This is a genomic window from Tepidicella baoligensis (assembly GCF_013432195.1).
GTDB classification, from domain to species: Bacteria; Pseudomonadota; Gammaproteobacteria; order Burkholderiales; family Burkholderiaceae_C; genus Tepidicella; species Tepidicella baoligensis.
In genome coordinates, this window is sequence record NZ_JACCDB010000002.1 from 121,494 (window position 1) to 143,150 (window position 21,657).

23 protein-coding genes and 2 pseudogenes are annotated in these 21,657 nt (G+C 65.0%); 7 read left to right on the plus strand and 18 right to left on the minus strand.

What is annotated here, in order from left to right; translation table 11 throughout:
- Positions 1–32 precede the first annotated feature (32 nt).
- From purH to dusB, 3 genes are read right to left on the minus strand one after another with little or no spacing between them, the layout of a single operon-like run.
- The gene (gene purH / locus HZS63_RS03455) at positions 33–1,631 is read right to left on the minus strand and encodes a bifunctional phosphoribosylaminoimidazolecarboxamide formyltransferase/IMP cyclohydrolase (protein WP_180682652.1); all 1,599 of its coding nucleotides are present in this window, start codon (positions 1,629–1,631) and stop codon (positions 33–35) included.
- 60 nt (positions 1,632–1,691) lie between these two features.
- Positions 1,692–1,931 (minus strand): helix-turn-helix domain-containing protein, encoded by a 240-nt coding sequence (locus HZS63_RS03460; protein ID WP_180682653.1) that lies wholly within the window; start codon positions 1,929–1,931, stop codon positions 1,692–1,694.
- A complete protein-coding gene (gene dusB / locus HZS63_RS03465; RefSeq protein WP_180682654.1) occupies positions 1,928–2,941 on the minus strand; it encodes a tRNA dihydrouridine synthase DusB in 1,014 nt (337 codons plus the stop codon). The genes HZS63_RS03460 and dusB overlap by 4 nt, the downstream gene beginning before the upstream one ends.
- Positions 2,942–3,073: 132 nt before the next feature.
- Here dusB and HZS63_RS03470 point away from each other — a divergent pair, with 132 nt between their 5' ends.
- Positions 3,074–3,562 carry a YqaA family protein gene (locus tag HZS63_RS03470; RefSeq protein ID WP_180682655.1) on the plus strand — a complete coding sequence of 163 codons (489 nt, stop codon included), beginning with the start codon at positions 3,074–3,076 and terminating at the stop codon, positions 3,560–3,562.
- Between the two features lie 5 nt (positions 3,563–3,567).
- On the opposite strand, the gene HZS63_RS03475 is transcribed toward HZS63_RS03470, so the two are convergent.
- From HZS63_RS03475 to ettA, 4 genes are all read right to left on the minus strand, one after another.
- Entirely contained in the window at positions 3,568–3,903 is a 336-nt protein-coding gene (locus HZS63_RS03475; RefSeq protein ID WP_180682656.1) for an Hpt domain-containing protein, read from the minus strand.
- 11 nt (positions 3,904–3,914) lie between these two features.
- On the minus strand, positions 3,915–4,607 hold the full coding sequence (locus tag HZS63_RS03480; RefSeq protein WP_246316126.1) for a helix-turn-helix domain-containing protein: 693 nt from the start codon (positions 4,605–4,607) through the stop codon (positions 3,915–3,917).
- Between the two features lie 72 nt (positions 4,608–4,679).
- Positions 4,680–5,291, minus strand: a complete 612-nt coding sequence (locus HZS63_RS03485; RefSeq protein ID WP_180682657.1) for a DUF1415 domain-containing protein — start codon at positions 5,289–5,291, stop codon at positions 4,680–4,682.
- Positions 5,291–6,955 (minus strand): energy-dependent translational throttle protein EttA, encoded by a 1,665-nt coding sequence (gene ettA, locus HZS63_RS03490; protein ID WP_180682658.1) that lies wholly within the window; start codon positions 6,953–6,955, stop codon positions 5,291–5,293. Before ettA ends, HZS63_RS03485 begins: the two co-directional genes overlap by 1 nt.
- 248 nt (positions 6,956–7,203) lie before the next feature.
- Here ettA and HZS63_RS03495 point away from each other — a divergent pair, with 248 nt between their 5' ends.
- Both HZS63_RS03495 and HZS63_RS03500 read left to right on the plus strand, forming a co-directional pair.
- The gene (locus HZS63_RS03495) at positions 7,204–8,883 is read left to right on the plus strand and encodes a DEAD/DEAH box helicase (protein WP_180682659.1); all 1,680 of its coding nucleotides are present in this window, start codon (positions 7,204–7,206) and stop codon (positions 8,881–8,883) included.
- 45 nt (positions 8,884–8,928) lie between these two features.
- Positions 8,929–9,705, plus strand: a complete 777-nt coding sequence (locus tag HZS63_RS03500; RefSeq protein WP_180682660.1) for an SDR family NAD(P)-dependent oxidoreductase — start codon at positions 8,929–8,931, stop codon at positions 9,703–9,705.
- 7 nt (positions 9,706–9,712) lie between these two features.
- On the opposite strand, the gene HZS63_RS03505 is transcribed toward HZS63_RS03500, so the two are convergent.
- The 4 genes from HZS63_RS03505 to HZS63_RS03520 are packed head-to-tail and all read right to left on the minus strand — an operon-like array spanning position 9,713 to position 12,989.
- Positions 9,713–10,516: a slipin family protein gene (locus tag HZS63_RS03505; RefSeq protein WP_180682661.1), complete on the minus strand. Its 804-nt coding sequence runs from the start codon at positions 10,514–10,516 to the stop codon at positions 9,713–9,715.
- 27 nt (positions 10,517–10,543) lie between these two features.
- Complete coding sequence (locus HZS63_RS03510) at positions 10,544–12,016, minus strand: NfeD family protein (protein WP_425505910.1); 1,473 nt, start codon at positions 12,014–12,016, stop codon at positions 10,544–10,546.
- A 41-nt stretch (positions 12,017–12,057) separates the two neighbouring features.
- The gene (locus HZS63_RS03515; protein WP_219339072.1) at positions 12,058–12,546 is read right to left on the minus strand and encodes a DUF6152 family protein; all 489 of its coding nucleotides are present in this window, start codon (positions 12,544–12,546) and stop codon (positions 12,058–12,060) included.
- A gap of 23 nt (positions 12,547–12,569) precedes the next feature.
- Positions 12,570–12,989, minus strand: coding sequence for a hypothetical protein (locus HZS63_RS03520; RefSeq protein ID WP_180682662.1), 420 nt, complete (start codon positions 12,987–12,989; stop codon positions 12,570–12,572).
- A gap of 88 nt (positions 12,990–13,077) precedes the next feature.
- On the opposite strand from HZS63_RS03520, the gene gloA reads away from it, so the two are divergent.
- The gene (gloA, locus tag HZS63_RS03525) at positions 13,078–13,491 is read left to right on the plus strand and encodes a lactoylglutathione lyase (protein WP_180682663.1); all 414 of its coding nucleotides are present in this window, start codon (positions 13,078–13,080) and stop codon (positions 13,489–13,491) included.
- A gap of 45 nt (positions 13,492–13,536) precedes the next feature.
- Here gloA and serS read toward each other — a convergent pair whose 3' ends face one another.
- Genes serS through HZS63_RS03540 form a run of 3 tightly spaced genes read right to left on the minus strand, consistent with a single transcriptional unit; the run spans position 13,537 to position 16,277 of the window.
- The gene (serS, locus tag HZS63_RS03530; protein ID WP_180682664.1) at positions 13,537–14,859 is read right to left on the minus strand and encodes a serine--tRNA ligase; all 1,323 of its coding nucleotides are present in this window, start codon (positions 14,857–14,859) and stop codon (positions 13,537–13,539) included.
- Between the two features lie 33 nt (positions 14,860–14,892).
- The gene (ispH, locus tag HZS63_RS03535; RefSeq protein ID WP_180682665.1) at positions 14,893–15,831 is read right to left on the minus strand and encodes a 4-hydroxy-3-methylbut-2-enyl diphosphate reductase; all 939 of its coding nucleotides are present in this window, start codon (positions 15,829–15,831) and stop codon (positions 14,893–14,895) included.
- Positions 15,831–16,277, minus strand: coding sequence for an FKBP-type peptidyl-prolyl cis-trans isomerase (locus tag HZS63_RS03540; RefSeq protein ID WP_180682666.1), 447 nt, complete (start codon positions 16,275–16,277; stop codon positions 15,831–15,833). Before HZS63_RS03540 ends, ispH begins: the two co-directional genes overlap by 1 nt.
- A gap of 76 nt (positions 16,278–16,353) precedes the next feature.
- Between HZS63_RS03540 and radC the strand changes: the two genes are divergently transcribed.
- Entirely contained in the window at positions 16,354–17,028 is a 675-nt protein-coding gene (gene radC / locus HZS63_RS03545; RefSeq protein WP_180682878.1) for a RadC family protein, read from the plus strand.
- Positions 17,029–17,075: 47 nt separating this feature from the next.
- Positions 17,076–17,738, plus strand: a complete 663-nt coding sequence (locus HZS63_RS03550) for a Smr/MutS family protein (RefSeq protein ID WP_180682667.1) — start codon at positions 17,076–17,078, stop codon at positions 17,736–17,738.
- Positions 17,739–17,742: 4 nt separating this feature from the next.
- Here HZS63_RS03550 and HZS63_RS03555 read toward each other — a convergent pair.
- Positions 17,743–17,873, minus strand: a pseudogene (locus HZS63_RS03555) (transposase); the annotation flags it as partial.
- 36 nt (positions 17,874–17,909) lie between these two features.
- On the opposite strand from HZS63_RS03555, the pseudogene HZS63_RS03560 reads away from it, so the two are divergent.
- A pseudogene (locus HZS63_RS03560) lies at positions 17,910–18,059 on the plus strand (pirin-like C-terminal cupin domain-containing protein); the annotation flags it as partial.
- Between the two features lie 71 nt (positions 18,060–18,130).
- Here the strand turns inward: HZS63_RS03560 and HZS63_RS03565 are convergent.
- The 3 genes from HZS63_RS03565 to HZS63_RS03575 form a co-directional block, all read right to left on the minus strand.
- Entirely contained in the window at positions 18,131–20,401 is a 2,271-nt protein-coding gene (locus tag HZS63_RS03565) for a xanthine dehydrogenase family protein molybdopterin-binding subunit (RefSeq protein WP_180682669.1), read from the minus strand.
- A gap of 13 nt (positions 20,402–20,414) precedes the next feature.
- Complete coding sequence (locus tag HZS63_RS03570) at positions 20,415–20,879, minus strand: (2Fe-2S)-binding protein (RefSeq protein ID WP_180682670.1); 465 nt, start codon at positions 20,877–20,879, stop codon at positions 20,415–20,417.
- A gap of 336 nt (positions 20,880–21,215) precedes the next feature.
- Positions 21,216–21,656, minus strand: a complete 441-nt coding sequence (locus HZS63_RS03575; RefSeq protein WP_180682671.1) for a group II truncated hemoglobin — start codon at positions 21,654–21,656, stop codon at positions 21,216–21,218.
- Position 21,657 lies beyond the last annotated feature (1 nt).

A 21,657-nucleotide genomic window follows, 5' to 3' on the forward strand; every position in this document is an offset into this window, starting at 1 on the left:
GCGCCCCACCCAGACCACCCCGCCAACGCCAATCAATGCCGGAAGTGCCGGACCCCGGTGAACACCATCGCCACGCCACGCTCGTTGGCGGCGTCGATCACTTCCTGATCGCGCATCGAGCCGCCAGGCTGGATCACGCAGGTCGCGCCAGCGTCCACCACCACATCCAGACCGTCCCGGAACGGGAAAAAAGCGTCTGACGCCACCGCCGAGCCTTGCAGGCTCAGACCGGCATGTTCGGCCTTGATGCTGGCGATGCGCGCCGAATCCAGGCGGCTCATCTGACCGGCGCCCACCCCCATGGTCATGCCGTTCTTGCAGAACACGATGGCGTTGGACTTGACGTACTTGGCCACCTTCCAGGCGAACAGCAGGTCGTCCATCTCCTCGGCCGTGGGCTGCTTGGTGGTCACCACCTTCAGGTCGGCCAGCTTCATGTCGTGGTTGTCGGCCGTCTGCAGCAGGATGCCCGAGCCGACGCGCTTGACATCCACCGCGTTGCGGCCGTTGTCCCAGTCGGTGGTGCCGCCGTTGGGCAACGCGATCTTCATCAACCGCACGTTGGCTTTGCTCTTGAAGACGGCCAGCGCCTCGGGGGTGAAGTCGGTGGCGATGAGCACTTCCACGAACTGCTTGACCACCGCGTTCGCCGCCTCGCCGTCCAGCGGGCGGTTGAAGGCGATGATGCCGCCGAAGGCGCTGGTCGGGTCGGTCTGGAAGGCTTTGCTGTAGGCCTCCAGCGGGTGGGCACCCACCGCCACGCCGCACGGGTTGGCGTGCTTGACGATCACACAGGCCGGTACATCAAAACTCTTGACGCATTCCCAAGCCGCGTCGGCATCGGCGATGTTGTTGTAACTCAGCTCCTTGCCCTGCAGCTGCAACCCGGTCACGAGCGAACCCGGTGCAGGGTACAGGTCGCGGTACAGGGCGGCTTGCTGATGGCTGTTTTCACCGTAGCGCAGATCCTGCACCTTGACGAAGCGGCCATTGCTTTGGCCGGGGAACAGCAGGCGCCGGGGCTCGCTGGCGGTGTCAGGCACGCCGGCGCTCAGATCCACGGCCGACAGGTAGTCGCTGATGGCGGCGTCGTAGTTGCTGATACGGTTGAAGGCGGCCACAGCGAGCTGGAAGCGCGTCAGATCGCTGACCTTGCCGCTGTCCTTCAGTTCGGAAACAACAACGGCATATTGGCTGGCATCGGTCAGCACGGCCACGTCTTTCCAGTTCTTGGCGGCGGAACGCACCATGGCTGGACCGCCGATGTCGATGTTCTCGATCGCGTCGGCCAGGGTGCAGCCGGGCTTGGCCACGGTGGCCTCGAACGGGTAGAGGTTGACCACCAGGATGTCGATGGCACCGATGCCGTGCCGTTGCAGTGCGTCCATGTGCTCGGGCAGGTCACGGCGGGCCAGCAGCCCGCCATGCACCATCGGATGCAGGGTCTTGACGCGACCGTCCAGCATCTCGGGAAAGCCGGTGATTTCGGCCACCTCGGTCACCGGCAGGCCGTTATCGGCCAGCAGCTTGGCGGTGCCGCCGGTGGAAATCAGCTGCACGCCCAGCGCATGCAGTTCGCGCGCCAGGTCGAGCACGCCGGTTTTGTCGGAGACCGAGAGAAGAGCTTTCATCGGGAGGGTTCCAGGAGTCAATGAATCGGTGGGATCGGCCGCAGTGGCTGAGCCTGCGGTTCAACTGTCGAGCAGGCCATGCTCCAGCAGTTTTTTGCGCAAAGTGTTGCGGTTCAGGCCCAGCCATTGCGCGGCACGAGACTGGTTGTGCTGGGCGCGCGCCATCACCACCTCCAGCAAGGGCTTTTCCACCGCGCGGGTGAGCATCTCGTGCATGTTGGCGGGCTCGGTGCCGTTGAGATCGTTGAAATAGGCCTCGATGTTGGCCTTGACGCAATCGGTCAGTGTGGGGGTGCTCATGCGGCCAGGATCCGGGGTTCTTGAGCGACGGCCTCGTCAAAGTAGGCACGGACGCATTGCAATTGGGCGTCACAGCTTTCGCTGCGGTTGATGGCTTCGCGAAACAGCGCGGCACGTGCCGGGTGACCCGGCAGCGAGCGGGCATACCAGCCCAGGTGTTTGCGCGCCGTGCGAACGCCGGTGTATTCCCCATACAGGGTGTAGTGGTCGTGCAGGTGTTCCAGCATCCATTCCCGCAGTTCAGCAGGGGTGGGGGGCGGCAGGCGCTCGCCCGTCGCCAGGAAATGAGCCACCTCCCGGAACAACCAGGGTCGGCCCTGGGCGGCGCGGCCGATCATGATGGCGTCGCAGCCGGTGGCTGCGAGCACGTCACGGGCTTTCTCGGGACTGTCGATATCGCCATTGGCCACCACCGGAATGCGAACGCTGGCCTTGATGGCGGCGACCGTTTCATGTTCGGCCACCCCCTTATAGCCCTGCTCGCGGGTGCGGCCGTGGATGGTGAGCATCTGCACGCCAGCGCTTTCGGCGGCGCGCGCCAACACCGGGGCGTTTTTGGCGGTCTGGCACCAGCCCGTTCGCATTTTCAAGGTGACGGGCACCCCTTGTGGCGCGCAGGCCGCCACCACGGCCTCGATGATTTCCAGCGCCAGCGCCTCATCCTGCATCAGCGCCGAGCCGGCCCACTTGTTGCATACCTTCTTGGCCGGGCAGCCCATGTTGATGTCGATGATCTGGGCGCCCCGATCGATGTTGTAGCGCGCGGCCTCGGCCATCATGGCCGCGTCGGTCCCCGCGATCTGCACGGCGATCGGCCCAGGCTCGCCCTCGTGATTGGCCCGGCGCGAAGTCTTCAGACTGTCGCGCAACTCCGGGCGCGAGGTGACCATTTCGCTGACCGCATAACCCGCGCCCAGCCGCTTGCACAGGCGGCGAAACGGCCGGTCCGTCACCCCGGCCATGGGGGCGACGAACAGCCGGTTGGGCAAGGAATACGGGCCGAGGTGCATGGACAGAAAACAAAAGCACCCGCCTCGGGCGATACCCAGGCACGACGCGGGCACGCCAACGGATGCTGAAATTTTGTGCACGATTGTAACGCCCTGACCCGGCATCATGCGATCTCCCTATACTCCCGCCCCATGGAAGCCTGGTTGTGGTCCCTGCTGGAAACCCTGAGCCTGCCTCAATACGGGTTGAGCTCGGTGTTCGTGGTGGCGTTCGTCTCGGCAACCTTGTTGCCCATGGGGTCGGAGCCTGCGGTGTTCGGTCTGGTCAAGCTCAACCCCGAACTGTTCTGGCCCGCCATTCTGGTGGCCACGGTAGGCAATACGCTGGGGGGCGTGGTGAGCTGGGCCATGGGTTACGGCGCCCATCAGGCCATCGACAAGGCCCGGGGTTCGTCCACCCATCTGAAAGCGCTGGACTGGCTCGAACGCTTCGGCCCCAAGGCCTGTCTGTTGAGCTGGCTGCCCGTCGTCGGCGACCCACTCTGTGTCGTGGCGGGCTGGCTCAAATTTCCCCTGCTGCCATGCATGCTCTACATGGCCATCGGCAAGTTTCTGCGTTATCTGGTGATGACGGCGGCACTGCTGTGGCTGCTGCCGGGCGACTGGCTGCCTGCAGTGTGAGCCCCTCAACGAGGCGGCAGCGCAAACGCCGAGACGATGGCCTGCTCCAGGCCGTGCCAACCCGATACGGCCTGCGCCCAGGCCGATGCATGCACGAGCTGCTCCAGATCCCGGGCCGCTGCGCCGAGCTCGTCATGCCCCAGCGTTTGCAGCACGCTCTTGAGACTGTGCACGATACGCCGCAGCGCGACCCGGTCTTGCGCCGCGATGGCGGCCGCGGCTGCCGAGAAATCGGCCTGGAACTGGGCGATGCATGTGGCCTTGAAGGCGAGGAACAGTTCTCCATCCCCTTCGAAATAGCGGTCAACGGCCAGCCGTTCGCCTGCGGTCCAACCGGACACCTCACCCGGCATCATGCCGCCGCCGGCGCCTCGGTGAGTGGCTGGTCTGCGGGCATGAGGTGCGCCATCGCCTCCTGGATGAGAGGCGGCAACTCCTGTACCAGCCGGGGCTTGTGCACCACTGGCACCCCGTCGAGGGCAAAGGCATAAGGCGCGCGCTGCTCGTCGTCCAACGAGGTCAGAACGATCAGCTGGCACTTCCCGAACAGGGCGTGGCGACGCAAACCGGTGATCATGGTGGCCCCGTCGATGCCCGGCAACAGAATGTCAACGATGATCAGGTCAGGCTGCAGGTGCCCGAACGACACCAAGCCCGTGATGCCATCATGGGCGATGTGCAGCTCGACGGCTGGAAACCGCTGCTTGACCAGCATCGACACCAAATTCTGAAAGTGTGAAGAATCCTCGATCAACAGGATGCGCGGCACATGCACGGCGACCCGACGGCGGCCGCCGGAACGGCCCTCGGGGCTGCCGTGCAGGGCGGCCACCCCGGTGACCCCGGCGCGGCTGCCCTGTATCCACCGCTCCAACGACTCCCGGGTGATGCGCCGGTGACCCCCTGGGGTCTTCCATGCCTGCAGATCACCTCGATCGACCATTAACTGCACCGACCGCACCGCCATGCCCAGGATCTTCGCCACCTCAAGCGTGGTGTAGTAACTGCCGGACGACATGTCTCCGTGATTCTTCACCGTGTTCATGGTGCCATTCTGCAACAAAAGGTGAGTGAAATGCAACGGAAATGGCAATAAATCATCCGCCTTCTGCTAACGCTACCCACTTCCCCGGTCATACAACGCCGCTGCCTGTAGGCGCATACAGCCCCCCTCGTCCATCCATGCCTGCCAGCCCTCCAAGCCCAGCCGGCGCAAAGTCGCCTCATTGCGGGCAACGATGGTGTCGGCATCGTCGCCGCCAGCCACGGCGCGTTCGATGCTGGCTTCGCGCAGCAGGTGCAGGGTGGGGTACGGCGCCCAGTTGCTGGCGTTGGTGATGTCTCCAGCCTCCACGCCTTCGAACTGGAAGCGGGGATGGAACGGTGCCACCTGCAGCACGCCTTCCAGATCATGCTCCCGGATCACCTCGTCCACCACGCCCAGGAAGTCATTGAAGACGAGAAAGTCGGGAAACAGCGTCGGGTGCACCAGCAGCGTGGTGTCCACTTGCGCGGCAGGGATGTCACGCAACAGGAGCAGCTCGCGGTCCAGGTCGTCCAGAAAGCCGTCGAGGTGGCGTGCCCGGCTCACGACGATGCGCACCTGTCCCTTGACATAGACGGCTTTGGCAAACGGACACAGGTTCAGGCCGATGACGGCGCGCTCGATCCAATGGCGCATGCGTGCCACGACCTGGTCGTCGGTCTGAGGGGTGGTGGGTGCGTCCATCAGGCCAGCGACTTGAACCGGGCCCGCTTGGGACGTGCACCCTCCTCCCCGAGGCGGCGCTTCTTGTCCGCCTCGTACTCGGTGAAGTTGCCGTCATAGAAGTACCACTGGCTGTCACCCTCGTAGGCGAGGATATGGGTACAGATGCGGTCGAGGAACCAACGGTCATGCGAGATGACCATGGCGCTGCCGGCGAATTCCAGCAGCGCTTCTTCCAGCGCACGCAGGGTTTCCACGTCGAGGTCGTTGGAAGGTTCGTCGAGCAACAGCACGTTGCCACCTTGGGCCAGCGTCTTGGCCAGGTGCAGGCGGCCACGCTCCCCGCCAGAGAGGTTCTTCACCAGCTTCTGCTGGTCGTTGCCTTTGAAATTGAAGCGACCGATGTAGGCGCGGCTGGGCATCACGAACTTGCCCACCGTGATGTTGTCCAGCCCGCCGGACACATCTTCCCAGACCGTCTTGTCACCGTCCAGCGAGGCCCGGCTCTGATCCACGAAAGCCAGCTTGGCGGTCTGGCCGATGAGGATCTCGCCGCTGTCGGGCTGCTCCACCCCCTGGATCATACGAAACAGCGTGGACTTGCCCGCCCCGTTGGGGCCGATGATGCCCACGATGGCACCGGCCGGAACGTTGAAGGACAGGTTGTCGATCAGCAGGCGGTCGCCGAAACTTTTGCTGACGTTCTTGAACTCGATGACCTGCGAACCCAGGCGCTCGGCCACCGGAATGAAGATTTCATTGGTTTCGTTGCGGCGCTGGTAATCGACATCGCTGAGCTCTTCGAAGCGGGCCAGGCGCGCCTTGCTCTTGGCCTGACGGCCCTTGGCATTGGAGCGGACCCACTTGAGCTCTTCCTTCATGGCCTTGATGCGCGCGTCTTCGCTCTTTTGTTCCTGCTCCAGGCGGCGCTCTTTCTGGTCCAGCCAATCGGAGTAGTTGCCCTTGTAGGGAATACCGTGGCCGCGATCGAGTTCGAGTATCCACTCGGCGGCGTTGTCCAGGAAATAGCGATCATGGGTGATGGCCACCACAGTGCCCGGAAAACGCTGCAGGAATTGCTCCAGCCAGTGGACGCTTTCGGCATCCAGGTGGTTGGTGGGTTCGTCCAGCAGCAGCATGTCGGGCTTGGACAGGAGCAGGCGGCACAGCGCCACGCGGCGCTTCTCGCCGCCCGAGAGGTTTTTGATTTGCGCATCCCAAGGCGGGAGGTTCAGCGCGTCGGCAGCCAGCTCCAGTTGCAGGTCCGCGTTTTCGGAGCCACTGGCAGCAATGATGGCCTCCAACTCGGCCTGCTCGGCGGCCAGGGCATCGAAGTCGGCATCGGGTTCGGCATAGGCGGCATACACCTCTTCCAAACGCTGCTTGGCGGCCAGCGCTCCACCGATGCCTTCCTCCACCGCCTCACGTACCGTCTGGTCGGGGTTGAGCTCCGGCTCTTGGGGCAGGTAACCGATCTTGATGCCGGGCATGGGAATGGCTTCGCCTTCGAACTCCTTGTCCACACCGGCCATGATTTTGAGCAGGGTGGACTTGCCCGAGCCGTTGAGCCCCAGCACACCGATCTTGGCACCGGGGAAGAAGCTGAGAGAAATGTCCTTCAAGATCTGCCGCTTGGGCGGCACGGTCTTGGAGACGCGGTTCATCGAAAAAACGTATTGAGCCATGGTCGTGCTGTGAAAAATGCAACGCCTGAAAAGGCGTGTGAAGCTCCGATTATCCCTTTATGCGACAATAGCAGCTGTGCGCACCTTCAGTCAGTGCCACATCAGCGCCCAGCTGGGGTTTGTTCTGCTCAGGCAGTTCACTCGTAACAAACCCGATTTCACGACCCATCAGCCACCCTGACTGGCCCGCACGAGGTGCGGGAAGCGGCCGATACTCCTTGCGCCCAGGATGGGCGCCCGACACCTACATGACATTTGAAGAACTGAAACTGGCCCCGGCCATTCTGGACGCCGTGCGTGAGCAGGGCTATGACCAACCCACCCCCATCCAGGCCGAGGCCATTCCCGCCGTGCTGCAAGGCCACGACCTGCTCGCCGGCGCCCAGACCGGCACTGGCAAAACCGCCGCCTTCACCTTGCCCATGCTGCACCGGCTGCAAGAGGGCTGGGAAGCCCCCAAGCGCGGTCAGAGCCGCCCGATCCGTGCCCTCGTACTGACCCCCACGCGTGAACTGGCCGCCCAGGTCGAGGAGTCCGTGAAGGCTTACGGCAAGCACCTCAAGCTCAAATCGGCCGTGATCTTCGGCGGCGTGGGCATGAACCCGCAGATCGAGAAGCTCAGCAAAGGCGTGGACGTGCTGGTGGCCACCCCCGGCCGCCTGCTGGACCTCGCCGACCAGGGGCATCTGGATCTCAGCCAGGTACAGATCCTGGTGCTGGACGAAGCCGACCGTATGCTGGACATGGGCTTCATCCACGACGTCAAGAAGGTGCTCAAGCTGTTGCCAGCCACCAAGCAAAGCCTGCTCTTCTCGGCCACCTTCAGCGACGAGATCAAGGAGCTCGCCCATGGTCTGCTGCGCAGCCCGAAGCAGATCCAGGTCACACCACCGAACACCACGGTGCAGCGCATCAAGCAGACCATCCATCCGGTGGGGCGTGGCAAGAAGAAGGCGCTGCTGGTGCACATCATCAACCAGCACAACTGGAGCCAGGTGCTGGTGTTCACCCGCACCAAGTTCGGCGCCAACAACGTGGCCGACTACCTGAACAAGCACGGCATCACCGCCATGGCGCTGCACGGCAACAAGAGCCAGACCGCACGCACCCAGGCGCTGGAAGGCTTCAAGACTGGCGCCATCCGCGCCCTGGTGGCCACCGATATCGCGGCACGCGGCATCGACATCGACGACCTGCCGCACGTGGTGAACTACGACATTCCCAATGTCTGCGAAGACTATGTGCACCGCATCGGCCGCACCGGCCGTGCGGGCGCCGAGGGTGAAGCCGTGAGCTTGGTGAGCCTGGATGAAGAAGGCTTCATGATGGCCATCGAGAAGTTCACCCAGCAGGAAATCCCGGTCCAGATCTTCCCGGAATTCATGCCTGAACCCGGCGAAAAGGCAGAGCCCATCGCCATGGGCCGCCAGACCATCTGGGGCGGGGCCGGCAAGCCACCGAGCCGCGAAGTCATGGCCGCTGCCGCCAAGGCCGCACGCCAGGAGATGATGGAGCGCATCCGCGAGAAAAAGCAACAGGAACGCCAGCCCAAGCAGGCCCAGGCTTCAAACCAGGACGACCAGGCCGACATGGCGGACGACGGTGCCGACGACGGCCAGCCGCCACGCCAGCACGGCCAGCCGTTCAACCCGAACGGCCCGCGCCGCAAGAAGCGCAAAAACCGTGGCGGTGGCCAGCAAGCCCAGCCTGGCCAGCAGCCCCGCCAAAACCAGGGGCAAGGTCAGGGTCAGCGCACCCATGGTCAGGGTGGCGGCGCGCAGCAGCCCCGCCAGCCCGACCCGCTGCGCACCGGCATCGATGCGTTGGGCGAGCGCGGCGGCCGCAACCGCCACCGTGGCAACCGCCCCGGCAAAGGAAGCGGGGGCGGCATCGACCCGCTGCGCACCAGTTTTGGCCGTATCAAGTAAGGCCAGACGCACATATCCGCCCCCTCATGGCGCTAACATGGCGCCATGACACGACGCATCTCATTCGGACTGGAAGGGCGGGTGGCCATCGTGACCGGTGGCGCCCAGGGTATCGGCGAGGCCTGCGTACGCCGCTTGCGGCAGGAAGGCTCGCAGGTGGTGATCGCCGACGTGGCCAGTGAGGCGGGCAACCGACTTGCGGGCGAGACCGGGGCGGCCTTCGTCCACACCGACGTGGGCAACAAGATGCACGTGGACGCCATGGTCGCCAAAACCCTGCAGATGTATGGACGGGTGGACATTTTGGTGAACAACGCCGGCATCTTCAAGGCGGCCCCGTTTCTCGAAGTGACCGAAGCCGATTTCGACGCGGTGTTGCGCGTCAACCTCAAGGGGGCGTTTCTCGTCGGGCAGGCAGTGGCGCGCGAGATGGCCCGCCTCGGCAGTGGTGGTGCCATCGTCAACATGAGCTCGGTCAATGGCGTACTCGCCATCCCCTCCATTGCCAGCTACAACGTCAGCAAGGGTGGCATCAACCAGCTCACCCGGGTCATGGCGCTGGCCCTGGCCGACCATGGCATCCGTGTCAACGCGGTGGCCCCCGGCACCATCGCCACGGAGCTGGCCGCGCAATCGGTGCTCACCAGCGAGGAAGCGCGGCTGAAAATCCTCAGCCGCACGCCCATGAAACGCCTGGGCGAACCCGCCGAAGTCGCCGACGTGGTCTGCTGGCTGGCCAGTGATGCCTCCAGCTATGTGACCGGCGAAATCGTCACCGTGGACGGTGGACGGATGACGCTGAACTACACCGTGCCGGTGTGAACGGGCTTCAGCCTGTGCTGCCGGGCCCTGCGGCAGGGGGCGGGGGTGGGGGCGGGGATTTGTCCAGCAGCCTGCCCAACACGTCTATGGGCAGCGGAAGCACCACGGTCGTGGCCCGGTCGCCGGCGACCTGGGTCATGGTCTGCAAATAGCGCAGTTGCATGGCCTCGGGGCGCTGGGCCAGCATGGCGGCAGCTTCCAGCAGGGCGGCGGCGGCCTGTTTCTCGCCTTCGGCATGGATGACCTTGGCCCGCCGCTCACGCTCCGCCTCGGCCTGACGGGCTATCGCTCGGACCATGGATTCGTTGAGGTCGATGTGCTTGATCTCGACATTGGTCACCTTCACGCCCCAGGCATCGGTCTGGGCGTCGAGGATCTGCTGCACGTCCAGGTTGAGCCGTTCGCGCTCGGCCAGCATTTCATCGAGTTCGTGCTTGCCCAGCACGACGCGCAAGGTGGTTTGCGCCAACTGGCTGGTGGCCATCAGGTAGTTTTCCACCTGGATGATGGCTTTTTCCGGATCGACCACCCGGAAAAACACCACCGCATTCACCTTCACCGACACGTTGTCGCGTGAGATCACGTCTTGCGGTTCCACGTCCATGGTCACGACGCGCAGGTCCACGCGCACCACCTGCTGGAGCCCGGGAATCACGATCACCAACCCCGGGCCCTTGACCTTCCAGAAGCGCCCGAGCTGGAACACCACGCCGCGTTCGTATTCGCGCAACACCCGCAGCGACGACGCCAGAACGATGATCAGCACGGGGATGAGCACCCCGCCGAGCCCGATATTGAAGTCCATGAACATGTGATGCCTCCTGAAAAATGGCTGTCATCAATGCGGTGACGAGGGGTGCGCGGCGGGCGTCTCAGCGACCGGCTCCACCTCCAGCAGCAGCCCGGCCATACCGGTCACGCGCACCTTCTGCCCCACAGTCAACGGCACCGTTGAGCGCACTTGCCAGCGCTCGCCATGCACCAGCGCCCACACCTGGCCATCGACCGCCGCGATCACCTGGCCCGTGGCTCCCACCATCTCTTCACGTCCGCTGACCACCCGCGCCTTGCGAGCCCGCAGCGCCATGCTGCCACCCACCAGCACACCGGCCGCCGTCGTCAGCGAAATACCGAACAGCAGGGGAAGCGGAACGCCCATACCCGGGATGTCGCTGTCAAACAGCAGCAGCCCCCCGGCCATGAAGGCGATCACCCCACCCACGCCCAGCACGCCGAAAGCCGGCGTCAACAACTCCGCCGCGAGCAAGGCAAAACCCAGCAGAATGAGCGCGAGCGCAGCATAGTTGACCGGTAGCATCTGCAAGGCAAACAGCGCCAGCAGCAAACAGATCGCCCCCACCGTGCCCGGCAGACCGAACCCTGGTGACGTGAATTCGAAGATCAGACCGTAAATACCCACCATCAGCAGCACCAGCGCGAAGCTCGGGTTGGCGATCACGCTGAGCAGGCGGTGCCGCCAATCTGGTGGTTGAGCAACCACGGCCAGCCCTTGGGTGGAGAGGGTATGCTCGCCAGTTGCCAGGCGAACGGTCCGGCCGTCGATCTGGGCCAGCAAGTCCTGCAGATCGGCGGCCACCACGTCCACCACACGCTGTTCCAGCGCTTCGGCAGCGGTCAGGCTCACGGCCTCGCGCACGGCCCGCTCTGCCCATTCGGCGTTGCGCCCATGCTGTTGGGCCAGTCCCCGAATGAAAGCGGAAGCGTCATGCACCTGCTTGGCGGTCATGGCGTCTTTCGGGGCTGAAGTGGCCGGTTGAGGATGGCCGGCCTCAGAGTTGCCAGCCTTGTCGCCCGGCCCCGAGTCGTCCTGTTTCGTCTTTTCTCCAGAAACGCCGGGCTGGGGTGGGCTGGGCATACCGATCGCCACCGGCGTGGCCGCCCCCAGGGTGGTGGCCGGCGCCATCGCCGCCACATGGCTGGCGTAGAGAATGAAGGTGCCGGCACTGGCGGCCCGAGCGCCTTGAGGACTCACATAGGTGACCACCGGCACCGGAGACGCCAACACCGCCTGGATGATCTGACGCATGGAGGTATCCAGTCCGCCCGGCGTGTCGAGTTCGAGCACCACCAGTGCGGCCCCTTCGCCGGGCGCTTTCTGGATACCCCGCACCACATAGTCTGCCGAAGCGGGCCCAATGGCGTCGTGCACGGTCAGCACCTTCACGAAAGGCGCCTGCGCCGCTGCCATCCACCACCAGACCAACACAGGAACGACACCGATCCACCAGCGCCAGCGGACAAGCCAGGACTGGTTGCGCACATGAGGCACAAAGCGGGATATCGACATCATGACCATCCTGCCTGACATTCGACACCAGGGAGGCCGCCGAGTCAACCCGCCGGAGCGGAGCGCATGCCGTAAATCTGGTCGCCCAGGAACAGGTATTCGGCCCGCAGGACGGCATCGCCTCGTTCACCGGTGAAAGTGAACCCGATCAGGGCCAAGGCCGTACCGTCGGTGATTTCGGGCACACGCCACTGGTTCATGCGGGTCAACGGAGCCAGTTCCACCTCCCAGCGGGCGTCACGGCGGTTGGGCAGACGGGTGTTCGCCAGCAGCGTCTGTGTGTCCACCCGGGCCATCTGCTCGGGCAGGCGGCGCGAGGTGAGATCGGCCGGCAGGGTCAGGTTGGATGCCACTTCCAGCACCCATTCGACATGTGGGTTGCGCCAGCGCACCTCACGTGCCACCCCTTCCAGGTAGAGGGGACGCGTCTGGTCGAAACTGCTCCAGCCATGGTGCGCATGTGCCAGCCAGGGCCAGCTCCCCAACGCCACCACCGAGCCTGACAGGCAAAACAGGGATTCCCGACGGTTCATGGTCACTCTCCTTTCGCATCAGGTCAGATGTACGCGATCCAGCGCCCGGCCAGCACGATGCCGATCCACAGTGCCGCCGACGACAGCATCAACAGCCGCGCGGTCAGATCCAGGCGGTGCAGCGAGCGCCGGCCATGAAACCAGGCGGCGTTGCCACCCGCCAGCATGAGCAGCACCATCTTGGTTAGGAAGGCCCGATTGGCCAACAGTTCCTCGGCCTGCGTGGCAAACATGAGGAGGCCGCTGCCGACCGCCAAGGTGAACCCCAGCGCCACCAACACGAGGCTGAGCCGCGCCAGGGCCAGCACCGGCAGCGATGCGGCCCCACCCCACACCCGAACCTCCAGTGCCATGAGGTTGCCGATGATGAGCGCAATGCCCCAGATGTGCACCACCTCCAGAAGCGGGTAAGCCCAAGGATGGGCCGACAAAGCCATGAACATGCGGCAAGCCTAGCGCAATCCGGCTCCATGAGCCGGCAGGCATCCCCATGCCCGACCCGGAATCCCCAAAACCGGCACAATACGTCTTATGCGTATCCTTCACACCATGCTGCGCGTGGGCAATCTCCAGCGCTCCATCGATTTTTACACCCAGGTGCTCGGCATGACGCTGCTGCGCACGTCCGAAAACCCCGAGTACAAGTATTCGCTGGCCTTCGTGGGCTTTGACGGCGGCAACCCCGGACAGGCCGAGATCGAGCTGACCTACAACTGGGGCGTGGAACAGTACGACCACGGCAACGCCTACGGGCACATCGCCCTGGGCGTGCCCGATGTCTATGCGGCGTGCGAAAAGATCAAGGCCGCCGGCGGCAACGTGACGCGTGAGCCGGGCCCGGTCAAAGGCGGCACGACCGTGATCGCCTTCGTGACCGACCCCGACGGCTACAAGATCGAATTGATCCAGCGCGACTCCCACGCGCCTGGCGCCGGTCTGCGCTGACCGAAAAGCGCGCGGCGGGGTGCGCGCCCCCGCCCCCCGGGAAGTTCAGAGCGTTTCCACCCCGCCCAGGTAGGGGCGCAGCACCGCTGGCACGGTGATGCTGCCGTCGGCGTTCTGGTGGTTTTCCAGCACCGCCACCAGCGCGCGGCCCACGGCCAAGCCGGACCCGTTGAGGGTGTGCACCAGTTCGTTCTTGCCCTGGGCGTTCTTGAAGCGGGCCTGCAGGCGGCGCGCCTGGAAGGCTTCGCAGTTGCTCACGGAGCTGATCTCGCGGTAGGTGTTCTGGGCGGGCAGCCACACCTCCAGGTCGTGCGTGCGGGCGGCGCCGAAACCCATGTCACCTGTGCACAAAACCAGCACACGGTATGGCAGGCCCAGCTTCTGCAGCACGGCCTCGGCGTGGCGGGTCATTTCCTCCAGCGCCTCGTAGCTCTTGTCGGGGTGGACGATCTGCACCATCTCGACCTTGTCGAACTGGTGCTGGCGGATCAGGCCGCGCGTGTCTCGCCCAGCGGACCCGGCCTCAGACCGGAAGCACGGGGTGTGCGCGGTAAGCTTGATGGGCAGGTCGGCCTCGGCCACGATGTCGTCGCGCACGAAGTTGGTCAGCGTCACCTCACTGGTGGGGATGAGGTACATCGCCGATTCGTCGTCGCCCTCCTGTCCCCCCTTCTTGGCGGCGAACAGATCGGCCTCGAATTTGGGCAGCTGGCCGGTGCCGCGCAGCGTCTGGGCGTTGACGATGTAGGGGGTATAACACTCGGTGTAGCCGTGCTCCTGGGTCTGCACGTCGAGCATAAATTGGGCAAGTGCGCGGTGCAGGCGGGCCACCTTGCCTTTCATGACCACGAAGCGCGAGCCGCTGAGCTTGGCTGCGGTCTCGAAGTCCAAGCCCAGGGGCTCGGCGAGTTCCACATGGTCTTTGGGCGTAAAGCCCAGCTCGGGCGGATGCGCCCCGTAACCTCCTGACGGGGCCCAGCGGCGAAGCTCCACATTGCCCGACTCGTCGGCGCCCACTGGCACGCTCTCGTGCGGCAGGTTGGGCACGGCCAGCAGCAGGGCCTGCAACTCGGACTGGATCTGGTCCAGCCGCGCGGCCGAAGTCTCCAGCATGCCTTTGATCGCGCCGACCTCGGCCATGACCGCTTCGGCTTCGGCGTGCTGGCCCTTGCCCTTGAGCATGCCGATCTGCTTGGACAAATGGTTGCGGCGGGCCTGCAGCTCCTCCGTTCTGACCTGTAGCGCCTTGCGCTCGTGCTCAAGCGACTGGAAAGCCTCTACGTCGAGAAAGGACTGGGGGTTTTTACGGGTCTGCAGGCGCGCGACGACGGCATCGAGGTCTTTGCGCAGGAGGGTGATGTCTAGCATGATGCCCCCGATTTTAGGGGCGCATCCAGCAGCTCATTCGATCTTCAGGCCCTTGGGCAGCGGGAATTTCGTGGTTTCGCGAACCCCATCCAGGCTGCGGACCGAAACGGCCCCCAACGCCTTGAGCCGCTGCAGCACCCCTTGGACCAGGCCCTCGGGGGCGGAGGCGCCCGCCGTCACGCCCACGCGGGCGCGGCCCTCGAACCACTCGTCGCGCAGCTCCGAAGCATCCTCCACCATGAATGTGGGGACACCCATGCGCTCGGCCAGCTCGCGCAACCGGTTGGTGTTGGAACTGGTGGGGCTGCCCACCACCACCACGGCGTCCACCTGACGGCTCATGAGCTTGACGGCGTCCTGCCGGTTTTGGGTGGCGTAGCAAATGTCCTGCTGCTTGGGTTCGCGGATGTTCGGGAACCGTGCCTTGACGGCCGCGGTGATCTCGGCAGCGTCATCCACGCTCAGCGTGGTCTGCGTGACCACGGCCAGCTTCTCGACCTGGGCGGGTTGCACCCGGGCCACATCGGCCACGTCTTCCACCAGGTGGATACCGTTGTCGAGCTGGCCCATGGTGCCTTCCACCTCGGGGTGGCCCTTGTGGCCGATCATGATGAATTCGTAGCCTTCCTTGTGCAGCTTGGCCACTTCCACGTGTACCTTGCTGACCAGCGGGCAGGTGGCGTCGAAGATGCGAAAGCCGCGCCGCTGGGCCTCGCGCTGGATGGCCTGACTCACGCCGTGGGCGCTGAACACCAGCGTGGCACCGGCGGGCACCTCGTCCAGCTCTTCGATGAAGACGGCGCCCCGGGCCTTGAGATCGTTGACGACGTGGGTGTTGTGCACGATCTCGTGCCGCACGTAGATGGGACGGCCGAATTTTTCCAGCGCGCGCTCGACGATCTCGATGGCGCGGTCCACCCCGGCACAAAAGCCGCGCGGCTCGGCCAACAGCACTTCTTGCACAGCAGCCATCACAACACCCCGATGATCTGAACCTCGAACCGCACCGGCTGGCCAGCGAGCGGGTGGTTGAAGTCGAACAGCACGGCGCCATCTGCGCGCACCTCACGCACCGCCCCCGCATAACTGCCCAAGCCATCGGGGGTGGGAAACTGCACCACGTCGCCTGCCGCGTATTGCTCGTGCGGATCCCCCAGCTCATCCAGCAGCTTGCGCGCCACCCATTGCACCATCTCGGGCTGGCGCTCGCCAAACGCTTCACCAGCCGCCAGCTCGATCACCGTGTGCGTGCCTTCCTCCAATCCGATCAGGCGCTGCTCGATGGCGGGCGACAGCTCGCCACTACCCAAGCTGAGCGTGGCGGGCTGGGCGCCGAAGGTGTTGATGAAGTCGCGACCATCGGGACCCGACAGGCGGTAGTGCAGCGTGAGGAAAGATGCGGGTTGAACGTGGGGCATGGGTATCGGGCTTGCAGGCACAATGGCGTAACAACGTATTGTAGAAACCAGGGAGATGGTGATGACGACAGTACCCCTGCCGCTCAAAGGGCTGCCCGCCGATGCCCGGCCACGCGAGAAGCTGCTGCAGCGAGGGCCCGGTGCCCTCAGCGATGCAGAGCTGTTGGCGCTGCTGCTGCGCACCGGCATTCAAGGCAAGAATGTGCTGCTGCTAGCGCAAGAGCTGGTGGACCGCTTTGGCGGCGTCGCGGGGCTGCTGCACAGCGGGGCCGACGCCCTCAAAGCCATCAAGGGACTGGGGCCTGCGAAACGGGCCGAACTCATGGCCGTGGTGGAACTGGCCCGGCGCGCGCTGGCGCAAGAATTGAAAGAGCGTGCCTTGTTCGATTCGCCGCAGGCCGTGGCGCACTACCTGCAGCTGCATCTGGGCCACAGGCCGCACGAGGTGTTTGCCGTGCTGTTCCTGGACAGTCAGCACCGACTGCTGGCCATGGAAGAACTGTTTCGTGGCACCTTGACGCAAACCAGTGTGTACCCGCGCGAGGTGGTGCTGCGCGCCTTGCACCACCATGCGGCGGCCGTGGTGCTGGCCCACAACCACCCCAGCGGCACGGCCGAGCCATCGCGCGCCGACGAGGCACTCACCCAGACCCTCAAGTCCGCCTTGGCCCTGGTGGACGTGCGGGTGCTGGACCATTTCATCGTCACGGCCGGCGCGTGCCGATCCATGGCCGAGATGGGCCGGGTCTGAACGCCCCTGTGCTGGCAAGGCATGGTCCGCTGGGCCACAATCCCGCCATGAAAGTGCACAGCCTGTCTGAACTCAAGCGCCTGAAAAAAGCCTTGGTCGACCGTGCTGCGCGTGAAACGGCCGAGCGTTTGGCGCAGGAAGCCGCCCGGCGCGAAGCCTTTGATCGCCAGCATCGTGACCGGCTGCTGTTCGAGCAAGCCATCGGCCGGGTGCACCGTCTGCCCGATCACGGCCGGCACCTGGCGCTCCCAGCCACGCCGCTGCCTCGACCCGTGCAGCGTCAACTCGACGAAAAGGCCGTGATGCGTGAGGCGCTGAGCGACGAATTCGACGCGGAGACGCTGCTGCACACCGATGAGCACCTGAGCTTTCGCCGCCCGGGCGTGGGGCCGGAAGTCGTGCGCAAGCTGCGCAAGGGCGACTGGTCGATCCAGGCGCAGATCGACCTGCATGGCCAGCGCACCGACGAGGCCCGGGAGTCGTTGGGTCAATTCATCCGCGAGGCCTGGCGCCACGGCCTGCGCTGCGTGCGCGTGGTGCATGGCAAGGGCCTGGGTTCACCCGGCAAGACGCCGGTGCTCAAAGGCAAGGTGCACAGCTGGCTGGTGCAAAAAAGCGAGGTGATGGCCTTCGTGCAGGCGCGGCCGGCCGATGGGGGCGCCGGGGCGCTGGTGGTGTTGTTGCGGCCTTCGGCCCGCGGCCAGACCTAGCGATTTCATCAGGGTTGAGTTCAGGGCTGTAGCTGGGCGGGTAGAACACCACGATCTGGCCCTTGTGCTCGAGCAGCCACGCCTTGACCGGCTTGCTGTGGTGTACCCGCGCAGGTTGTCCAGAATCATGGAAATGGTGCAGTTGTAGGTGAACCTTCCCGCCAAGGATAAGATGGCGCCGCCCGGCTACTCGTCATGGCTGGCGAGCCGATCAATGAGCCAGTGGTAGGACACGGCCCGTTCGTGGTGAACAGCGAAGCCGATATCCCTCAGGCGATCATGGACTTCAACAACGGCAAGTTCGGGCAGGTGCCGGCCTGAGCCTGAACGATGGCAGGAAGCCTGGCCAGGCCAGGCTTCCTGCCGTCAAGCCCTTATACCCTTCAAGCCGTTCAAGCCAGTTTGAACGGCAGCTCCCGCAGCGGCTTGCCGGTGAGCTGAGCTATGGCGTTGGCAAATGCCGGTGCCAGTGGCGGCACCGCCGGTTCGCCCATGCCGGTGGGTGCATCGGCGCTCGGCACGATGTGCACCGCCATGGTGGGCATGTCGGTGATGCGCGGCACCGCGAAGTCACCGAAGTTGCTCTGCTCGACCACGCCGTCCTTGAACGTGATGGCTGCCCCGGGCAGGCACATGGACAGGCCCATGAGCGCGCTGCCCTGAACCTGTGCTTCCACGCTCTTCGGGTTCACGGCCAGGTTGCAGTGCACACCCGCCGTCACGGCATGCAGCTTGGGGGCGCCGTTCACGATGGAAGCTTCTACCACATACGCCACCACCGAGCTGAAGGACTCGTGCACGGCCACGCCCCAGGCGCGGCCGGCCTCGAGCTGCTTTTTCCCGTAGCCGCTCTTGTCCACCGCCAGCTGCAGCGCGGCACGGTGGCGCGAGGCGCCAGCGTCCATGAGCTTCATGCGGTAGGCTACCGGGTCCTGCTTCGTGGCGCGGGCAATCTCGTCGATCAGCGTTTCCATGACATAGGCGGTGTGGGTGGAGCCCACGCTGCGCCACCACAGCACGGGCACATTGTGCTTCGGGTGGTGGGCCGACAGGCGCATGGGCACCTGGTAGGGTGCCTTCATGCCTTCCACCATGGTTTCGTCCACGCCGCCCTTGACCATCATGGGCTCGAAGAAGGTACCCGCCATGATGGACTGTCCCACGATCACGTGGTCCCAGGCCAGCACATTGCCCTGGGCATCAAAGCCGATCTCGGCGCGGTGCACGTGCATGGGCCGGTAGTAGCCACCGCGGATGTCGTCTTCGCGGCTCCATAGCGTACGCACCGGCACATTCAGGCCGGCGGTCTGCGCGGCCTTGGCCACGGTGCAGGCTTCCACCACATAATCGCTGGTAATGATGGCGCGCCGGCCGAAGCCACCACCGGCCATCTGCACCTCCATGGCCACGTTCTCGGGTTTGACCCCTAGCACGCGTGCGGCAGCGGCGGCGTCGATGCCCGGCATCTGGGTGCCCACCCACAGCTTCGCTTTTGCATCGGCCCCGGTGCCGGTGATCTGCACGGTGCAGTTCAGCGGTTCCATGGGCGCGTGGGCCAGGTAGGGGAAAGTGAATTCAGCGCTGATCCGGTTCGGTGCGCTGGCCAGCGGTGCCATGTCAGCGTCGAACTTGATGTTGCCGGTCTTGGCCGCGAGTTCGCGGTAGCTGGCAAGCTGACGCGCGCTGTCCACCTTCTCGCGGCCGGTGTCGTTCCATTGCACCTTCAGCGCTTCGCGTCCCTGCTTGGCCGCCCAGTAGCCGGTGGCCAGCACGGCCACACCCTCGCCACCGTCGTGAAGTGGCACGCGCAGCACGGCCTTCACGCCAGGCACGGCACGGGCTGCGGCGTCGTCCACCGAAGCCACCTTGCTACCAAACACAGGCGGCCGGGTCACCACCGCGGTGAGCATGCCGGACAGGTTCACGTCGATGCCAAAGTTCTGCTGGCCGCTGGACTTGTCCTTGGCGTCCAGGCGCGTGGTTGGCTGACCAATGATCGTGAAGCGCGACGGGTCCTTGAGCACCACCTCGGCAGGTACCGGCTGCTGCATAGCGGCGTCAGCGAGTTCGCCGTAGGGCAGGCGCTTGCCACCAGGACCGATCACCACACCGCGTTCAGCAGACAGCGAGCCCACCGGCACGTTCCACTGCTTGGCCGCGGCTGCCAGCAGCATGGCGCGGGTGCGCGCGCCGAGTTCGCGGTACTGGGTGTACGAATGTTTCACCGAGGTGGAGCCACCGGTGATATGGATGCCGAAAGCCGGGTCGGCGTAGGCCATGTCGGCAGTGCCGTGTACGGCCTTCACGCGGCTCCAGTCGGCGTCCAGTTCTTCGGCCAGCACCATGGCCAGGCCGGTGTGGGTGCCCTGGCCGAACTCCAGCCGGTTGACCGTGACGGTCACGGTGCCGTCCCGCGCAATGCTCACGAACGCTGCGGGCAACTGGTTGGCTTTCAGGCTTGTGGCAGCGGTAGGTGCCACTGTCTGCTCGGTGTTGGCCAGCAGCGGAAAGGCGCCCAGCGCAAAGCCGGAGGCGGTGGCCACTTTGAGGAAGGTGCGGCGCGGCACGCCGCTGGGGACTTCGGTTTCTTCGCGCAGCCGGTGGGCCAGTGCGGGTGGCAGTAGGGACTGAAGCTGTTCGCCGGAAAGGGATTCGAAATGCATGGTGGGTCTCCGGTTAGGCCAGCGAACGCGCGGCGTCGTGGATGGCGGCGCGGATGCGCACATAGGTGCCACAGCGGCAGACGTTGCCGGCCATGGCGGCGTCGATGTCGGCGTCGGTGGGCTTGCGGTTGGTTTTGAGCAGTGCGATGGCGCTCATGATCTGCCCGCTCTGGCAGTACCCGCACTGGGCCACGTCGTGCTTGACCCAGGCGGCATGCACGGCCGAGCCCACGCGGTCGGCGCCGCCGGTGGCGGCTTCAATGGTGGTGATGGCCTTGCCCTGCGCGGCCGACACTGGCGTGACGCAGGAGCGGATGGCCTGGCCGTCAAGATGCACAGTGCAGGCACCGCACAGCGCGGCCCCACAGCCAAACTTGGTGCCCGTGAGGCCCAGGGTGTCGCGCAGCGCCCAGAGGATGGGGGTTCCGGGGTCCACATCGACCGTTTGGGTCCGGCCGTTGACGTTCAAGGGAATCATGGTTTGCTCCAGATGGGGGGTCGCTGAATCAGAGACCGGATGGGTGGGTGTGGGAGCAAGGGCTTGACGCACCTGACGGGGCGACGCGCCACTCCACCACCTACCCATGCAAGCGCATGGCGTCCGGTCTGCCAAGGCTGAAGTTTCGCATTTGGGCGTTGTCCATGTTCGGCCTGGCTGGAATGACCCTATCCAGTGCCCAAGGCATTGCACCAGCGCCGCGCTGGCCTGCCCGGTTTGGTGAAAACTGGCCCCGGGTGACCAACCAACCCTCCCCCGGCCTCCCCATCCGCTGCTCTTCTCAAGAGAAGGAAAAAACCAAAGCAGAGCATGAACTCAGAGGGTCGTCTTTACTAACGAACCTTGGTTGACCATCCAGTCGGCGGTCTGGAAAAAGCTCTGGTTCAGGCGCTTGCGCAAGTCGGCGGGCACACCGGTGTCGCGCATGGCCTGGTCCATGCAGGCCAGCCACTGATCCCGTTCGATGATGCCGATTTTGAAGGGCATGTGGCGCAGGCGCAGGCGCGGATGGCCGAAACGCTCCTGGTAGTGCTGGGGGCCTCCGAGCCAGCCGCAGAGGAACCAGAACAGCTTCTGCCGGGCGTCGTCCAGCGTGGTGCCGTGGCTGGCACGCAGCTCGCGGTAAGCCGGCTCCAGATCCATCAGGTCGTAGAAGCGGTCCACCAGGGCCCGCACGGCGGGTTCCCCACCCATCCATTCAAAAGGCGTTACGGGCAGGCCCTGCGCATTTGTCGGTGGAGGTTCTTGTATTTGCATG

Excerpts from the sequence above, each read along its gene's own strand:
- gloA (WP_180682663.1), top strand. The coding sequence starts at position 13,078 with ATGCGTATCCTTCACACCATGCTGCGCGTGGGCAATCTCCAGCGCTCC.
- ettA (WP_180682658.1), bottom strand. The coding sequence starts at position 6,955 with ATGGCTCAATACGTTTTTTCGATGAACCGCGTCTCCAAGACCGTGCCG.
- HZS63_RS03480 (WP_246316126.1), bottom strand. The coding sequence starts at position 4,607 with ATGAACACGGTGAAGAATCACGGAGACATGTCGTCCGGCAGTTACTAC.
- HZS63_RS03460 (WP_180682653.1), bottom strand. The coding sequence starts at position 1,931 with ATGAGCACCCCCACACTGACCGATTGCGTCAAGGCCAACATCGAGGCC.
- HZS63_RS03575 (WP_180682671.1), bottom strand. The coding sequence starts at position 21,656 with ATGCAAATACAAGAACCTCCACCGACAAATGCGCAGGGCCTGCCCGTA.
- HZS63_RS03550 (WP_180682667.1), top strand. The coding sequence starts at position 17,076 with ATGAAAGTGCACAGCCTGTCTGAACTCAAGCGCCTGAAAAAAGCCTTG.
- ispH (WP_180682665.1), bottom strand. The coding sequence starts at position 15,831 with ATGGCTGCTGTGCAAGAAGTGCTGTTGGCCGAGCCGCGCGGCTTTTGT.
- serS (WP_180682664.1), bottom strand. The coding sequence starts at position 14,859 with ATGCTAGACATCACCCTCCTGCGCAAAGACCTCGATGCCGTCGTCGCG.
- dusB (WP_180682654.1), bottom strand. The coding sequence starts at position 2,941 with ATGCACCTCGGCCCGTATTCCTTGCCCAACCGGCTGTTCGTCGCCCCC.
- HZS63_RS03540 (WP_180682666.1), bottom strand. The coding sequence starts at position 16,277 with ATGCCCCACGTTCAACCCGCATCTTTCCTCACGCTGCACTACCGCCTG.
- HZS63_RS03500 (WP_180682660.1), top strand. The coding sequence starts at position 8,929 with ATGACACGACGCATCTCATTCGGACTGGAAGGGCGGGTGGCCATCGTG.
- HZS63_RS03565 (WP_180682669.1), bottom strand. The coding sequence starts at position 20,401 with ATGCATTTCGAATCCCTTTCCGGCGAACAGCTTCAGTCCCTACTGCCA.
- HZS63_RS03520 (WP_180682662.1), bottom strand. The coding sequence starts at position 12,989 with ATGTTCATGGCTTTGTCGGCCCATCCTTGGGCTTACCCGCTTCTGGAG.
- HZS63_RS03510 (WP_425505910.1), bottom strand. The coding sequence starts at position 12,016 with ATGATGTCGATATCCCGCTTTGTGCCTCATGTGCGCAACCAGTCCTGG.
- HZS63_RS03495 (WP_180682659.1), top strand. The coding sequence starts at position 7,204 with ATGACATTTGAAGAACTGAAACTGGCCCCGGCCATTCTGGACGCCGTG.
- purH (WP_180682652.1), bottom strand. The coding sequence starts at position 1,631 with ATGAAAGCTCTTCTCTCGGTCTCCGACAAAACCGGCGTGCTCGACCTG.
- HZS63_RS03470 (WP_180682655.1), top strand. The coding sequence starts at position 3,074 with ATGGAAGCCTGGTTGTGGTCCCTGCTGGAAACCCTGAGCCTGCCTCAA.
- HZS63_RS03570 (WP_180682670.1), bottom strand. The coding sequence starts at position 20,879 with ATGATTCCCTTGAACGTCAACGGCCGGACCCAAACGGTCGATGTGGAC.
- HZS63_RS03505 (WP_180682661.1), bottom strand. The coding sequence starts at position 10,516 with ATGTTCATGGACTTCAATATCGGGCTCGGCGGGGTGCTCATCCCCGTG.
- HZS63_RS03485 (WP_180682657.1), bottom strand. The coding sequence starts at position 5,291 with ATGGACGCACCCACCACCCCTCAGACCGACGACCAGGTCGTGGCACGC.
- HZS63_RS03515 (WP_219339072.1), bottom strand. The coding sequence starts at position 12,546 with ATGAACCGTCGGGAATCCCTGTTTTGCCTGTCAGGCTCGGTGGTGGCG.